The following is a 16,006-nucleotide window of genomic DNA, read 5'->3' on the forward strand; positions in this document are numbered from 1 at the left end:
CGAATCTTTCTAAATTCAAAATGTGGTTCCATAATTAGTTTGTTGATTTTTGAAGTAAATATCCGGGATATAAAAAGAAATACCAGACAATAAATACTAACGACAGCAGAATAATTCCACCCCTAAGCATATCCGGCAATTCGGTATGGCGGGTTACATAGCCTTCAAGAAAGCCTGCCACCATAAATACAGGCACCACCCCTGAAACAATTTTCAATCCGGTTACAGCGCCCTTCCTGAAAGACAAGACACGGGGCAAAGTGTCGGGAAAAAGAATACTGTTGCCGATAACCATTCCGGCAGCTCCGGCCACCACAATGGAAAAAAGCTCCAGGGTTCCGTGAATATAAATAGTGAGCACCGACTCGCGCATTAAACCATATTGATAAAAGAAATACTGAAAACACCCCAGCATAATCCCGTTCTTCAGTAAAATAAATCCGGTGCCAACAGAGAAAAACACACCTGCAACAAAGGCCAAAAATGCTACACGGATATTATTAATGGTTATCCCCAGAAACATATCCATTTCATTCGCCTTTTTATAAACTGCCATCGGATCTCCATGCGAAATGTTTTGAAGTGTCATATTAACATAATGATCGCCCAAAATAATCCGTGGAAAATTGTTGTCAACCGAAGTTGAAAAAGCGCCGATGATAATGCTAATAATAAAAATGGCCGATGCATACCAAAAATATCTCCGGTTTTGCCAAAACAATAAAGGATACTCTGTTTTCCAGAACTCGACAAAACGGTTTCGCTTTATCTTTCTGTTCAAATAAATCTTTTGGTGTAACTGAACGGTCAGATTATTCAGATAAACGTGTGTTTCACTTTGAGAAAAAAATGTAGCGGCATATGATAAATCGTCATTTAGCCCAATATACATATTGTAAAGGTCATCGGGCTTTATTGGGTGATTCTCGTGCAAAAGCTTCTCTATTTGCTCCCACTTTTCCGAATTTCGTTTGACGAAAACGATTTCTTTCATACCACAACCTGAAAAACAGTAATTTTTTATGTTTGGTTTTTCCGATTTTTAGCGGTTCAATTATCCGCTTAAAAAATTATATTAATTTCAAAGCTAAAATAACAAAATAGAAATTAGTTTACCGAAAACACAACTATAAATCTGAATATGACCGCCATAAAAATTCAAACCGCACAAAACACATTACTTTATCAAACCAGGGGCAGTTTGGGAGAACGCATGATCGCATCGTTACTTGACGCCATGGTAATGGGAGCCTATGCACTTATAGGGACTATTCTGTCAGGCATTTTTTCTATGGGCACTACTTTTATGGCTATTTTCCTTCTTCCGGTTTATTTCTACACCCTACTCCTTGAGCTATTGTTTGACGGGCAGACATTGGGAAAAATGGTAATGAAAATCAAAGTAGTACACAGCCAGGGACAAAATATTCCGTTTACCTCCTATCTTTTACGTTGGATACTGCGCCTGGTTGATATATGGATTTTGTTTGCCAGTGTTGGCGTTGTTACAATATTGTTTAGCAAAAAAGGACAACGAGTGGGCGATATTGCGGCAGATACACTTGTCATTTCGATTAAACCTGCTCAAAAACTTCAGGAGCTCCGGTATACCCAAAAACCTTCGGAAGAGAAAAAAATAGTGTTTAGCCAGGTTAGCTTGCTTGATGACAAAGACATTGAAGTGATACGTGAAGTTTTAGCCTATGGCAAAGAAGCAGGGTTTTATGGAAATGCAGCCAAAATGCTCAAACAAACAAGTAGCACCATGCAAAAGAAATTAGGCATTGAAACCAATATGATACCAGTGAAGTTTTTGGAACAACTACTTGACGATTATTACCTGGTTTACGCCTGATAAGTTGCTTTACCCCGTTATTATAAACTATTTCCAACCACAGGGGAAGGCTATTCGGGTTGGACAAGCTTTACTCGTTTTCCAGAGAGTAAATCTTTAAATGAAAATCTAGTCCAGCTGAAACTCATCCCTGATACAACATATAATCACATACAAAAAGATAATCAGGTTGCTAATTTTCAATTTTCTTACTTTCGCAATGTTATGAAATCTTCCTTCGTACGTAATTCATAAAACAAAACAAAGAGCCTGCACTGGATGACTAAAAGCGAATTTGAGCAAGTAATTCTTCAACAAAAAGACAAGCTGTACAGGTTTGCATTCAGCATCCTTAAAAACAGTGACGATGCGCAGGATGCAGTCCAGGAGGTAGTGCTAAAACTTTGGAAGAACAAACATTTGCTGGACCGCGCTAAAAACCTGGAAAGCTATTGTTTGAACGCAGTTAAGAATTATTGTTTTGATGTATTGAGGAAACAAAAACAGCAGCAAACCTACGAACAAAATGTTTGGGTACACGCAACCACCGAACCTGAAATTGAGCAGCTTGATTTGGTTGAAAAGCTAAAACAGGAACTCTACCGGCTACCCGACCAGCAAAGGCTGGCAGTTAGTCTGAAAGACATTGAAGGTTTCGATTACAGCGAAATCAGTGAAATTCTGGAGCAAAGCGTCGAAACCATACGGGTGAACGTTTCGAGGGGAAGAAAAAAATTAGTTGAACTGTTTAAGGAGGAATTGAAAGATGCGTACCAATAAACCAGATTTGTTTTGGGACAATGAGCCATTCCCGGGAAGTTCCGGAAAAGCTCACAACACACCGGAAGAAAACGATTTTATTCGCTCTTATCGGGAAATGATTCGCGGCGAACAAGCCCGAAAAGCTGCGTTTGATCCTTTTGAAAAACTGAAAAAAGAACAAAGAAAACGTACAATTACAGTCCGGCGTGTTCTTTCTTATGCCGCATCGGTGGTACTTGCAGTAAGCTTGTTTTTTGCTTTTCAGCATCATCAACACAAGAAAGCACAAACGCAGGAATTGGCTGAACTTCAAAAAAATACCAGCGAGGCCTTGCTTTATTTTTCGAAAGAACTGAATGCCTGCCTCACCCAACTGGAAGACGCCCAAAAAAAGATGGGAGAACCGGTGACCAGTATGCAGGCATTAAAAAATATTAACATCAACAAAAACAATCCATTTAAAAACATAAATTTCAATCAGTTATGAAAGCAAAACTTATTCTTTTTCTGCTATCACTAAGTTTGTTCAGTGCAGCGCAAAACGGCAACCTGTCCATCGATAAATCCCTGGAGAAAATTACAACGCCCGACGATTCGTATTTTGAAGTTACAAAAGACATGTTTGCCATGTTGTCGGAGTCGAAAAATGCCAGTCCCGAATTTATCAATTACATAAAACAGCTGCACAAGTTAAAAATGGTACAACCCGCAAGAACGAACAATGACCGCGGCGACATCCTAGTTAAAACGTTCCTGGAAAACACCAACCTGCAAGGCTATACGCGATTAATGACAAGACAGGACCGTCACGAAGTTCTCCACTTTTACAAAAAGGAAGGTAAAAGCGAGAATGAATTTCTTCTGCTTAGTTCCGATATGATCATTTACATTACAGGAACCCTGGATTTGAAATCGATCGGAGAATTTCAACAGGTAATGGAAATTGCCGGAAGCGCGTTTGATATGTAACTATATAGAAAAGGAACTGTTTTGAACTACTGCAGTTCCTTTTTAGCTCCCCTGAATTGCTTTTAATGAAGCCTCCAACTCAGCATAACACTTGTTACAAAAGAAGTGCTTTTTCTGGTCGATGTCTTCCACGTAAGTTCCTGGGCGCATCACACAAATCGGGACATGGCAATGGATCAGGCCGAAAGCATGGCCAAGCTCGTGAATAACCACTTTTCTGAACCGCTCGTACAAAAGCCGCTCGTTTCCGGCCATGCCGTATTGCTCGTTTCTCAGGCGATACACCGAGGCAATTCCGGTGCTTCCGTTGTACTGCGCCTGTCCGAAAATATAGGTAAGAATAGGAATAAAAAGATCGACCTGGAACAGACCAATGGTTTTTAGCGACTCTGCTGCGTATTCGGCATGCACCAATTGCAGCAGGCGGTTGGCGTCGTATTGCTTTCGGGCGGCATCGAAAAACGGGAGAATGTCGTGTGTTAAAGGGACTACTGAAACAGGCCATCCAAAAGCCGTTTCAATGTCGCGGGCCATTTGATCGAGAAAGGTCTTTTCGAACCTGCCCTGAACAACCAGTGTTATCCCTTTTTTCTCCAAAAGTTAGTTTTTTAGGCACATGAGCCAGGCGGCTCACGAATTTACAAAACCTCGTCAGCCCCTACTTCCTGGGCGAACTAAGCTGATGTTTTTTAATTTTATTGTACAGTGTCACGCGGTCGATCTGAAGCGCTTTAGCCGAACGGCTGATGTTCCAGTCGTATTTTTCCAGTGTTTTCTGAATGTACTTTTTCTCCAACTCATTCAGGCTGTCGTTTGAGTCGGTCACCACATCGGTTTCAATCGGAAGATCTTTCAACCTGATCTCTTTTCCGTTTCCAACCACAATGGCACGTTCGATCATGTTTTCCAGTTCGCGCACATTCCCGGGAAAATGATACTCTTCCAGCCTTCGCAAAGCTGCCTGATCGATGGTGATCAGATCCCGGCTCATCGAAGTACAGTATTTTTTGATGAAATAAGTCACCAGCATCGGAATATCCTCCTTTCTGTCCCTAAGCGGAGGAATGTTAATGTTCACCACATTCAAGCGGTAATACAGGTCTTCGCGAAAAGAACCGTCGGCCACCATTCTTTTGAGGTCCTTGTTGGTAGCGCAGATAATTCGGAAATCTGATTTTATCTCTTTGTTTCCGCCTACCCTTGTAAACATTTTTGATTCGAGCACGCGCAAAAGTTCGATCTGCATCTTCATGGAGATCGTAGCAATTTCATCCAGAAAAACAGTACCGCCATCCGCCATTTCAAAACGCCCCTTGCGGTTAAACATGGCCCCGGTAAAGGCACCTTTTTCGTGGCCAAACAATTCACTCTCCAGCAAATCTTCCGATAAAGCCCCGCAATGAACCGTTACCAACGGAAAAAACTTACGCGGCGAATTGGAATGAATGGCGCGTGCAATAAGTTCCTTACCCGTTCCGCTTTCACCAGTAATTATAACTGAAGAGTGCGCCGGAGCAACGTTTTCCACTTCTTTCAACACCCGGATCATTCCATCGCTGTTGCCCACAATGTCTTCGATATTCTCCAGCGTTACCAGCTTATTTTTCAGTGTTTCATTTTCGTTTCGAAGCGAGATTTGCCGGGCAGCATTTCGAATCAGGTGCGTAAGATCATCCGGATCAAAAGGCTTGGTAATGTAATCGAAAGCGCCGTCTTTTAAAGCCTGAACAGCAGTTTCTACCGAGGCAAAAGCGGTCATTACAATAATAATGGCCGAGCTGTCGAAAGCCTTGATGCGCCGGTGCATTTCCAGCCCATCCATCCCGGGCATTTTTATGTCAGCCAGAATAATATCAAACTTCTCCGATTCAATTTTGGCCAGCGCCTCTTTGGCATTGGCGGCGCAATCCACTTCGTAACCATCCTCAATGAACCAGTTGTACAACGAGTCTCTCACCGATTCTTCATCGTCAACAATTAATATAGAAATGGTCGTCTTCATATTATTGATCTTCTTTTGTTACCAAATTAAACAGTACCGACATGGTCGTTCCCTTTCCAGGCTCCGACTGCACTTCAATTTTTCCCTTGTGGCTCTGAACAATCCCGTGCACAATGGCCAGCCCCAGTCCAATTCCGCTGGCCCGCTGTTTGGCCGAATAAAATGGCTGAAAAATGCGCGAAATATCTTCAGCTGCAATGCCAACACCGTTATCGACAATGTTCATTTTTATGTGCCCTTCGTCCGGATTTGAGGTTTTGATCAGTATCTCTCCGTTAAGGGTGATCGCTTCCATTGCATTCACGAGCAAGGCCACACAAACCTGCTTGATCTGATTGTCGTTGCAATAAATCAGGTCCGAACTGGCTGTAAAATCAGTATAAAAATGAATACCGGCAATGTGCATCTGGTGTGCCATCAAACTGTACGACTCTTTCAGCACCTGGTTAAGGTGATGTTGCTCAAAGTTTTCCTGGTCTTTTCGGGAGAAATCCAGCAAACCTCGCACAATATTTCCGCAACGTTTCGATTCGGTCTCAATCACTTTCAGGTATTTCAGCATCGAAGCTTTCGATGTTTCGGGCATGTCGAGCTTCGCCAGTTGCTTGGCCACCAATTTACTGTAAGTCAATATTCCGGAAAGCGGGTTGTTGATCTCGTGCGCCACCGACGACGATAATTTGCCCAACGAAGTGATCCTTTCAATATGAATAAGCTCGTTCTGAATTTCGGCCAGTTCTTCCGATTTCCGCTGCACCTTGTATTCCAGCTGATGCGACCAGTTTTCCAACTCCCGGTTGGCGGCGTCCAGGTTATCGAGCATGTTGTTAAAGGCCAGCGATACCGAACGCATATCTTCGAGTAAATGAGGCCTGATTTCGAGCCGGCGGCTTCGGTCGCCCTTCGACACCGCTTCACTGGCTACGATGATCTCGTTCAATGGCTTCTGTATCTTGTTCTTTGTAAAAAATATCAGCAGCGAAACCAGGAGTACTGTCACAACAATCGCCAGCAAAAAGAAATCGGTGGATGACTTTGTTACGGCGGAATCAAGTTCCGACAGCGGAACCTTTATGATGAGCGACCCCAGAATTTCTTCGTCCTGGCTGTGAGCGTGGCAAGCGCTTGCATAACACGAGCGTTCATTCAGAATTGGAGTTCGCACCAGTAACTGCCGGTGTCCTTTCTGTTTCTGATCCATGTTGCAAGGGCTCTTGAAATCGATTATCCGGTACGACTTCTGTTTGGCCGGAAACATTTCAGAAAAATTGGAATGGCACCCGCCGCAGTTCGGGCCTCGCTGTGACAAAGAATCAGAAAAGGCGGTGGTAGAATACACCAAACTGTCGCGGTTGTTGTACATGTTCACCTCATCGATACCGGGCATGGCGTTAATGATGTCGAGCGTACTTTGCAACGCACTTTTGTCGTTTTTCAGCATCGAGTGGTAAAGTGAGCCCTCCACAATCGACCCGATATTATCCCCCTGCTGGCGAATAACGGTACGGAGGTAGCCTTCGTAAACCGACTTAAAAATAAGGCTGTAGGAAATGAATAAAAACAGAGAAAGCAACCCGATTATGTAAACTACACGGGCATAAATTGACGAGCGAAAACTCAGGTAATGCCGAACAAATTCAGACAGTGATTTTCGCGGTTTTCGCTCGGGCGCAGTTCTTCTGTTATCGTCACTTTTCTTCATTACGAGTCAGTCAATCGGTGGTTTTTTAAAGGCACCGTAAGTTACAAAAAAGAACAAAGGGGTTAACAAAGACTCTTTCTAATTAGCTGGTTTGCTCCAAAAATTCATTTTGAAATTCATTCCAAATACCGGCGTCCAATTCAGCAAGCGGATCGACCTCTAACTCACCACCTTCCTGAAAGACCACCAGGGATTCCAGTCCTGCCTGCCGGGCCAGTTTTACGTTCAGAAAATCCTTGAGCCGGTTGATCTCATCCATAAACCACCTGACAGCTTCGGCTCCCAGTAGAAAATTTGACGTTTCTTTCTGCCAGTTGGCAGGGACAAGGGCGAACAACCAGCCCTCTTCGAAGGCCTCGCCCGGGAGTGCTCCGCGGCGTTCCAAAACCGAGGCATTCACCCCCACAATTTCGCCTGAAAGCGGTGAATGAACATGCAACTGTTTCCCTTCCTGCTCAATCAGCGCCAGCACCTCTCCCTTTTGTACCACATCGCCGGCCGATTTTAGTGGCTGAACGGTTATTTCACCCAGTACATTCTGAAGAAAATCGTCTAATCCGATTTTTGCCTGTCCCGATTTTTCGAGGTAAAGCCAGGTATGATTCCGGCTAAAAAACAAGCCTTTCGGAACACGTAACAAATGGGCAGCAAGTACCCGAATGCCTTCCTGAACATGCTGTACCGCATTGCTTTTTCCGGTTACCAGCAGCCAGAAAGGAATCAGCAACAAAAGAAACAGGATCACAATAATGTACTCGATTCCTTTTGTTTCGAACAGGTTTGTATATGTAAATCCTTCCATTTTTTTCTTTTTTAATGATGAGACAATTCTTTTACACGTGCTTATTGTTTGCCCACGACGGAGACTCGCGCAGCACGGGCATACGATTGATTACCCAACGGAAAATCCAGATTTCAACAAACACGATGGAAACGGCCACCACTATTTCCATCCACGATGGCACATAGTGCACTGCCGCATCCCAGCGAAAAGCAATGATCGACACATTAAGCCGGTTCAGGATTATTCCAACAATGGTTAAAACCGCGGCTACCCTTGCCCACCTAATGTTCGCCCGTTTAAAACTCAGCAAAAACAAAAGCATGGGTGCCACTACGAAACCAAGCATTTCGAGTAAAAACCAATAACCCATCGGGGTATTGATGTAGGCCCAGCGATGACCGTGAGCAAAAACAAGGATCTGCATAAACAGATACACAAAAATGCTGAACGCACAGATCCGGGAAAGACTCAGAATGATGTCTTTTCGCTGCTTTCTATTTTCACTGGTGATTTGGTCGGCAAAAACGCGTTCGCTGATCGATCCTTCGAAGATCACCATCGACAGTCCGGCAAAAACGCTGGACATCAGGAATAACAAAGGAATAAACTCGGAATACCACAGTGGGTGTATTTTTTCCCTGGCCATCAGGAAGAGCGCTCCCAAGCCCGACTGATGCAAGGTTGACAGGGTGATACCAAAAATAACCGCCCCCAGTGTTAATCCGGATAAAATTTTATGCGCCCGGCGGGCATTCAACCACTCGGCAACGGCTGGCGAAAACTCGATAGCCTGCGCAACGATATAGAGCAAAAAATGCCAGGCCACCAGGAACAATACCGAATTAGCACCAAAATTATTTCCGATAATCGGGTTGAAAATATTCCAGGGTTTACCAAGGTCCAATACCAAAGCGCCGGCATAAAACACATAGGCCAGAAAACCATTCAAAACCGTTACCCTTACGATGGAGTGAAACTTGTCAACTTTCAGTACATACACCACAAAGGTGAGAATGTAAGCACCACCGGCAAACGCAACTCCGGTAATAACATTAAATCCTTTCCATACGCCCCACGGAATGTCCTGGGTTACGTTGGAAACAGCTCCAATTCCGTTGATAAAACGGATAACAATAATGGCGGCCCCCACCAGCATTACCGGAATTGAAATAATATTAAACGGCGTTAACCATTTTCCCCTGGGCTTCAACTCATCCAGCAAAAAGCGCCCGATGGACTTTTTTTCTTTTTTTAAAGGAAATGCAGAGCTAGTCATAATTGTTAGTTTTGTCCAGGTTAGACTTGGTTGCTTTATGTATGCCTAAAAGAACAGAAGGCACCAGAACAAAAACAGCAGGTACGCTGTACAAAAAACCTTTTGTGAGAGCCGGATAAGAGGCATTCTGAATATTCGTTCTAAAACCTATTTCCTCAAACGGAACAGGCGATAAATACAAAAAGGATGTTCCTCCCGCTTCGTTTTCCCCGTAAATATGAGGGTAGTAGGCATCCGGATTTTCAACGATCCTGCGGCGTGCTTCCGCCATTAATTCGCGCCGGGTCCCAAACACGAGCGCTTCTGCGGGGCAATTCTCCACACAAGCCGGTAACTGCCCTTCTTGTTGCCGCTCAAAGCACATGTTACATTTGGTAATCTTTGGATTCGGACTGTTGTACTCAAATTTAGGAATATCAAACGGACAGGAAATCATGCAATACCGGCATCCCATGCATTTGTTTTCACGCCAGATTACCGGTCCTTCCTTTGTTTTGAGCATGGCCTGTGTTAAACAGGCTGCCCCGCACGCCGGCTGGTTGCAATGCATACACTGACGTTTTACGTACACCTCTCCTTTCGAGGTATCATAAGCATTTACTACCGTTCGGCGGTTTTCGTTGGTTTTTCGAAGAACACCCACCTCCGGAAAATCTTCGGGCTCGGGTAAGTTATGAACTTCGGCACACGAGAACTCGCAGCTTTGGCAGCCCACACACCGTGTTGAGTCGTACAAAATGGCTTTAAACTCTGTCTCTTCTTCACCGGCGGGCTCAGCCTGTGCCTGTTTCCCAAAGGCCAAACCTGCCCCGGTAACTCCAAGCACTTTGAAGAAATTTCTCCTGTCTATACTCATGGTTTTAATTGTTTTCACCAATCAATACATGTCTGCGGTATTGATGAAGTAATTCTGAAAATCTTCCCAAACTTTTGGGTCCAGATCTTTCAACGGGTGAAGCATGAGTTCACCGCCTTCCTGGAAGGCCAGTTTCCCATCTTCCATGTTCATGATATTCAGGGAACATGCCAGAAAATCTTTCAACCGCGTAAATTCACTGCTGATCCATTCCCGGTAGTTGTTACCCATGGTGAAAAACTGGATTTCACGTAACCAGTTCGACGGTTCAATTTTGTACACCCACCCTTCTCCGTAAGGCGCATCATTGATTGTAAACGGATCGGCTACCAGGCTTTCATTGATCTCTTTAATGGTTCCTGAAACAGGAGAATTCAGCGTGATTTGCTTTCCTTTCCGAATCAATGTTACCAGCGGCTCCATACGTTTCACTTTCTCTCCCGGACTTTTCATGATCACCCGGGTATATTCACCGGTTACATTCGAGATAAAGTCGTCGACTCCCAAACGAACCCGGCCACCTTTTTCCATAAAAACCCAGGTGTGCGACTTGTCGAAGTACAAACCCTTCGGAAAGGTAAGCGCCTCTTCGTTTAACAGCTTGATCAGCGTTGCTTTATTCAGCAAAGGAGCCTTTGCCTTTCTTTTTCGTCCGGTATAAATAACCACGGCAAAAAGCAACGCAAGCGCCGCCACCACCAGCACGGTCCACAGCAAAACAGACGAACGCGTGCTTTCGTTGATTTGAGCTTCTGCCAGCAAAACAGGAGGTACAAGTTTTTCGAGATTCGATTGCATCTCGCCATACACCAGTTCGGTATATCCGTTTTGCCCCACTGCTGTTTGTCCCGAAGTGGTAACCCAGGTCAGGAAATCACTCAACTCACTGTTTTCGGGGAAAGCAGGAGCCACCGCGTAAATGCTGTGCACAAGTGCTCGCGGGTATTTCCCGATCCATACAGAGCGTTCAAACTGTTCGGGATTGGCGTAAAAGTTTTCGTTGTAATCCAGTCGGCCATTTCCGTTCCGGTCAATCGGCAGTAATTTGATTTTTTCAGCAAAGGCCTGTTCTGCAGTGTTCAAAACAGTTGACAAATTACAAAACCCAATGGCGTGTTTATCTTTCTGAATCGCAGCCAGGAACTCTTCTTTCGAAAGCGCATTCTGCCCGGCGATTTTTGCAGGATCGGTTTCCAGAAATTTAGCCACCGATAATTTTACTTCTGCGTCGTCCAACACATACAAATTCACCGGCTCACCTCCTGTGCTGACTTTACTGTCCACCATGGCTGCCAGCTCTTTAGCCGAGATTCCTTTTTCGGAAACCTCACTTACAGAAGGATTCGCTTCGTGGTAAACAGCCACAATCACTTCGCGGCCCAGTGTCATCAGCCACATCGATTCGGCCGACATGGATGTGCCGGGCTGCTGCATAACAAAACCAAGCGAACCTTCGTCGCTTACCTTGCTGCTGATTTCCGCCAGCCCCACAGAAGAAAGCTCACAGTTGAACCCGGCATTACTTTTCCTGTATTCGGTGATCCACGAATCAACCAGACCGTGTGTTTCCTGTGTTGCAAAAATCTTTACAGGCTCGTCGCTTGCTGCCGGTGTTCCGGCATTTTGGCTGCTCGCTCCGCCAATTACCAGCAGGAGCAGCACTACTGTTATAAAAATCCTGGTTTTCATTGTTGAATTGATTTTAACGTTTTTTATGGGTACCTGAACCCAATTTTTGGATTCTTTTTCCACCCGAAATACCTTATCCAACTTTGAGACCAAACCTACAAGACCCTCACATACTGAAACTTACACAAGAAACCAACAATAATCTCAACACATGAAGTGTTGAATATCTTTACAGTCATTTTCAGCGATTCAGATATATCACTGACTTAGTGAACGTTATCACACCTGTTGAAAAATTCAACAGGTGTTGTATTTTTCAACACTCAGTTGCATAAGAACTGAGCTACAAGCATATTGAGGCTTATTTTTTTTGAAAATAATTTAATGGAAGTGTTTGGTGTTATAGAAATACAAAACGCTGAGGCTATATCAAAAGCTAGAACGATAAACGTAATACTAACAATTTCCCCAAAACGGCACACAGACAACTCTGATTTAACTGGGTTTCGCCGTTTAGTGATTATCGGCTAAGATTTGTGTCATCTGCGTTCTACTTCCAAGTTGATAAGTACAGGAAATGAAGGTTCTATTTCTATAAAACCTCCTCGTTATGATGATATCTTTTACTCCCGAATCAGATAAAGATTATCCTTCGTACGCAAAATCATCTGATCGTCCACAAAGGCAGGAACGGCTTTAACGGTTTCGTTGATGCTGTTTTCGGCCACTTTTTGGAATGAATTGCCTGGTTTAATAATGGTACAGTCGCCTTTCACATTCATGAAGTAGATATTGCCTGCTGCAAAAATGGGTGAAGCGTTGAAGTTTCCTTTTAGCTTTTCTTTCCAGACCGGTTTTCCACTCATGGCGTCCAAACAGGTGACCATGCCGCGGTCATGAACCATGTACATAAGTCCGTCAACAATTACAGGAGTTGGAATTTGCGGAACTTCATCGTCGTACATCCACACCTGATTAGTTTTGGTAACATCTCCCCTCCCTGTCGGATCAATCGCGTACTGCCTGGTAAAGAACGGCGTGTTATCCTCGAAAATCCAACCCGAATTAACAAACACTAGCCCGTTGTAATACAGTGGCTGACTAACCGTGGAGTCGTAGCCGTAAGTGAAAGTCCAGATCACTTCACCGGTATTTACATCGTGCGCAAAACACATGTAAGCCGAATTACTGATGAGCAGTTCCTTTCCGCCTGCATTTATCACAATCGGCGTCTGGTACGACTTCCGGTAAACGGGCTCCAGCGGATCATAAATTTCCTTGGGGCGCACACTCTTCCAGATGGTTTCGCCCGTGGTTTTATCCAAGGCCACCACATAAGGATCTTCGGTACCTTCCAGATGCAAAATCAACAGTTTCTTGTAAATAATTGGCGAAGAAGCCGGTCCCTGCATGTGCTTGCAACGCAAATCTTCGCGTTTCCAAACCTCATTAAAAGTTTTGGTGTCGATGCAAGCTGTTCCAAAATCTCCGTAATGAACATAAACCCTTCCCTTTTCAATGCACGGAGTTGGTGTTGCATACGAGTTGGTACTGTGTATACGCTGTGGTTCTTCCGAAGTAAAAATTGTTTTCTCGTCGAGTAGCTTTCCGGTTTTTAAATCAAAACAATAGGTATAAAACCGGGTACCGTCTTCTTCTGCTGAAGTCAGCCAAACCTGGTTCCCCAATACTGCCGGCGACGACCAACCTACACCTTTCACCGGTACTTTCCAAACTACGTTTTCCGTGTCATTCCAACGCAAGGGAGCTTTTTCCACATTGGCGTGCCCGTTCATTTCCGAACCTCTAAAATGTGTCCAGTTCTGCGTATTTGAATTGCATGAAGAAAAAAAGAGGAAAACTATCACAAAAGGAATGGTAATTAAGAAACGCTTCATTGAATAAGGTTTTAGTTGATCTGTCTCAAAGTTAATCGAAAAAAGGAATATGAAAATGAATTCACTACTTTTGGAACTCACTAAAAATTGGAAGTTTTGAGAACATTTACCGTTACAACCGTTATTGCGATTTTTGTATTGCTTGGCTTTTCAGGCTATTCACAGAATTATGGACAAAAGGACAACACTGTCCGCGTATTGACTTTTAACATTTTACACGGCGCTACCACCCAAGGAGATTTTGATTTGGATAAGCTGGCTGCTCTTATAAAAGACGCCGATGCAGACATTGTAGCCCTGCAGGAAGTGGACTTTAAGACCCAACGGGCCAAAGGATATGATTTGGTTACAGAACTTGGATGGCGCACCAAAATGTCGCCTCTTTTTGGGATCGCCATGCCATACAACGGAGGAGCTTACGGCGAAGGTATTCTGACTAAGACACCGATACTGGAAAGCAAAAACGTGGCACTTCCCCATTCTCCGGGCAACGAACCACGGGCAGCGCTTTCAGTTTTGATTCAATTGGCGTCGGGCGATACCATTCGTTTTATAGCCACCCACCTCGAACACCAGGAAAACAGCACCGACCGTATCGATCAGGTAAAAAAGATCAATGCTGTATTTGCAAACGACCGGTTTCCAGCCATTCTGGCGGGTGATTTAAACGCCACCCCTGAAAGTGAGCCCCTTTCCATCCTGAAAAAGCACTGGACAGACAGTTCGCAAAAGACTTCTTTTCTTACCTTCCCTTCGGATGCACCGGAAATAAAAATCGACTACATTCTGTTCAGCCCGGCACAAAAATGGGAAATCGTTGAAAGCCGAGCGATTTGCGACACCATAGCATCGGACCACTGCGCTGTACTTTCGGTTCTCCGCTTAAAGAAAAACTAATAATAAACAAGTTCGGTTTCCAGCGATTCAGCCTCCTGAAAAGTGATTTCAAAGTCCTCCAGCTCTGCCAGAATCGGATCGTAGATTTCCGGGATGGTGGGAATATACATGCCTTTCAGGTTCAGCTGCCCGGTAAGAACCAGCTTGGCCGCCACCGCCAGCGGCAAGCCAACCGTTTTTGCCATGGCTGTTTTGTCGGCGTTCTCACCGGTAACCACCAGCGAACTTGTTTTCCGGAACAACTCTCCGTCAGGCTCTTTTCGATAGACAAACTTGTGCCACATCACAATCATGTCTTTGTCGTCGGCTTGTAACTGCCACTTTTGTTTCAGAATGTGTTCCAGTACCTGCGCGGGTGTCGCTTTTTTTAGCCCGATTGGTGTCTTATCAAAAATGCCCATCCATTTCAGCTTGTAAACGATCTCCGAATCCTGCGGAATATTCAGGTAATGAAAAAGCTTCAGTTCTACCGAATCGGTTGGATGATAAGGTAAAAAGGAATTGATGAATTCCCGGTAAGTCATGTTCTCGACGTTTTCGAGATAATAGGAATCATCGGTAGCCCCCAGCTGAACAAAAACATTCCAGGCTTTGCTGAATCCGGGTCTTCGGAGTGTTCCTCGATAAATAGTCGGGATTCCCTGAAGGTTGTATTTTTGCAGGTAATACAGCGAATCGCGGTTGGCATAACCTTCAAACATCCCGAACTTTTCGAGATCAATCATTTCTGTTCTCCGAAACAAGCGGTTGTAAGGAATGTATTTGATTTTTCCATTCTGAATAAAACGGGCCGGGCCTCCCTGTCCAGCCAAAACCACGTTGCGCGGGTTCCAGCTGAATTTATAATTCCACGGGTTATCGTCCGATTCAGGTGCCACCAAACCACCGGTGAACGATTCGAAGCACTCCATCACACAGCCGTCGTTTTTTAACTGGTTGATAATTTTCATGGCCGACATGTGATCGAGGCCGGGATCGAGCCCACACTCGTTTAAAAAGAACAGGCCCTTCTCATTCACTTCAGCCTCAAAAGCTTTCAGTTCTGCCGTTTCGTAGGATGCGGTAAGCAGATTTTTTGAGAATTTCACACACGACTGTGCCACATATTTGTGAAACCTTGCGGGAAGCAGCGAAATCACCAGGTCGGCTTCTTTCACTTCGGCATCGCGGGCAAACTCATCGTGCACATCCAGCAAGGCAAAAGCCAGTCCCAGCGACTGCACCAGATCGCTTTCCTGCGTATCGGCAACTTTAACCCGCCAACTGTATTTTAATGCATTTTCAGCCAAATAAGTGAGCAGAAAGATACTGGATCTGCCGGCTCCGAAAATCAAAATGTTCTTCATAAATCAATTATATCCTGGTCACAGCATCACTTAAAGTAAGACTATGACGAA

At 44.5% G+C, this 16,006-nt stretch carries 15 protein-coding genes; 5 read left to right on the plus strand and 10 right to left on the minus strand.

The window, feature by feature from the left end; genetic code table 11:
* Window positions 1-34: 34 nt before the first annotated feature.
* Entirely contained in the window at window positions 35-994 is a 960-nt protein-coding gene (locus INQ51_RS01680) for a stage II sporulation protein M (protein WP_233376166.1), read from the minus strand.
* Window positions 995-1,141: 147 nt separating this feature from the next.
* Here INQ51_RS01680 and INQ51_RS01685 point away from each other — a divergent pair, with 147 nt between their 5' ends.
* The 4 genes from INQ51_RS01685 (at window position 1,142) to INQ51_RS01700 (ending at window position 3,565) form a co-directional block, all read left to right on the plus strand.
* Window positions 1,142-1,855 carry an RDD family protein gene (locus INQ51_RS01685; RefSeq protein WP_233376167.1) on the plus strand — a complete coding sequence of 238 codons (714 nt, stop codon included), beginning with the start codon at window positions 1,142-1,144 and terminating at the stop codon, window positions 1,853-1,855.
* Between the two features lie 258 nt (window positions 1,856-2,113).
* Window positions 2,114-2,614: an RNA polymerase sigma factor gene (locus tag INQ51_RS01690; protein WP_233376168.1), complete on the plus strand. Its 501-nt coding sequence runs from the start codon at window positions 2,114-2,116 to the stop codon at window positions 2,612-2,614.
* A complete protein-coding gene (locus INQ51_RS01695; RefSeq protein WP_233376169.1) occupies window positions 2,601-3,083 on the plus strand; it encodes a hypothetical protein in 483 nt (160 codons plus the stop codon). The genes INQ51_RS01690 and INQ51_RS01695 overlap by 14 nt, the downstream gene beginning before the upstream one ends.
* The gene (locus tag INQ51_RS01700; RefSeq protein ID WP_233376170.1) at window positions 3,080-3,565 is read left to right on the plus strand and encodes a DUF4252 domain-containing protein; all 486 of its coding nucleotides are present in this window, start codon (window positions 3,080-3,082) and stop codon (window positions 3,563-3,565) included. The genes INQ51_RS01695 and INQ51_RS01700 overlap by 4 nt, the downstream gene beginning before the upstream one ends.
* Window positions 3,566-3,607: 42 nt before the next feature.
* Here the strand turns inward: INQ51_RS01700 and INQ51_RS01705 are convergent, their stop codons facing one another.
* The 8 genes from INQ51_RS01705 to INQ51_RS01740 all read right to left on the minus strand — a co-directional run bounded on the left by INQ51_RS01705 (window position 3,608) and on the right by INQ51_RS01740 (window position 13,712).
* Window positions 3,608-4,162, minus strand: coding sequence for an archaemetzincin family Zn-dependent metalloprotease (locus INQ51_RS01705; RefSeq protein WP_233376171.1), 555 nt, complete (start codon window positions 4,160-4,162; stop codon window positions 3,608-3,610).
* A gap of 61 nt (window positions 4,163-4,223) precedes the next feature.
* Window positions 4,224-5,567: a sigma-54-dependent transcriptional regulator gene (locus tag INQ51_RS01710; RefSeq protein ID WP_233376172.1), complete on the minus strand. Its 1,344-nt coding sequence runs from the start codon at window positions 5,565-5,567 to the stop codon at window positions 4,224-4,226.
* Between the two features lies 1 nt (window position 5,568).
* Window positions 5,569-7,269 carry a sensor histidine kinase gene (locus INQ51_RS01715; RefSeq protein WP_233376173.1) on the minus strand — a complete coding sequence of 567 codons (1,701 nt, stop codon included), beginning with the start codon at window positions 7,267-7,269 and terminating at the stop codon, window positions 5,569-5,571.
* Between the two features lie 82 nt (window positions 7,270-7,351).
* Window positions 7,352-8,071, minus strand: coding sequence for a glycine cleavage system protein H (locus INQ51_RS01720; protein WP_233376174.1), 720 nt, complete (start codon window positions 8,069-8,071; stop codon window positions 7,352-7,354).
* Window positions 8,072-8,102: 31 nt separating this feature from the next.
* Window positions 8,103-9,329 carry an NrfD/PsrC family molybdoenzyme membrane anchor subunit gene (gene nrfD / locus INQ51_RS01725; RefSeq protein WP_233376175.1) on the minus strand — a complete coding sequence of 409 codons (1,227 nt, stop codon included), beginning with the start codon at window positions 9,327-9,329 and terminating at the stop codon, window positions 8,103-8,105.
* On the minus strand, window positions 9,322-10,185 hold the full coding sequence (locus INQ51_RS01730; RefSeq protein ID WP_233376176.1) for a 4Fe-4S dicluster domain-containing protein: 864 nt from the start codon (window positions 10,183-10,185) through the stop codon (window positions 9,322-9,324). The genes nrfD and INQ51_RS01730 overlap by 8 nt, the downstream gene beginning before the upstream one ends.
* Before the next feature lie 21 nt (window positions 10,186-10,206).
* The gene (locus tag INQ51_RS01735; protein ID WP_233376177.1) at window positions 10,207-11,874 is read right to left on the minus strand and encodes a hypothetical protein; all 1,668 of its coding nucleotides are present in this window, start codon (window positions 11,872-11,874) and stop codon (window positions 10,207-10,209) included.
* A gap of 563 nt (window positions 11,875-12,437) precedes the next feature.
* Window positions 12,438-13,712 carry a PQQ-binding-like beta-propeller repeat protein gene (locus INQ51_RS01740; RefSeq protein ID WP_233376178.1) on the minus strand — a complete coding sequence of 425 codons (1,275 nt, stop codon included), beginning with the start codon at window positions 13,710-13,712 and terminating at the stop codon, window positions 12,438-12,440.
* 96 nt (window positions 13,713-13,808) lie between these two features.
* Between INQ51_RS01740 and INQ51_RS01745 the strand changes: the two genes are divergently transcribed.
* On the plus strand, window positions 13,809-14,609 hold the full coding sequence (locus tag INQ51_RS01745; RefSeq protein ID WP_233376179.1) for an endonuclease/exonuclease/phosphatase family protein: 801 nt from the start codon (window positions 13,809-13,811) through the stop codon (window positions 14,607-14,609).
* On the opposite strand, the gene INQ51_RS01750 is transcribed toward INQ51_RS01745, so the two are convergent.
* Window positions 14,606-15,955 (minus strand): saccharopine dehydrogenase C-terminal domain-containing protein, encoded by a 1,350-nt coding sequence (locus INQ51_RS01750; RefSeq protein ID WP_233376180.1) that lies wholly within the window; start codon window positions 15,953-15,955, stop codon window positions 14,606-14,608. The two genes, INQ51_RS01745 and INQ51_RS01750, sit on opposite strands and share 4 nt — an antisense overlap.
* Window positions 15,956-16,006 lie beyond the last annotated feature (51 nt).

Origin of the sequence: Maribellus sp. CM-23 (assembly GCF_021354595.1) — a bacterium.
Lineage (GTDB): Bacteria > Bacteroidota > Bacteroidia > Bacteroidales > Prolixibacteraceae > Draconibacterium.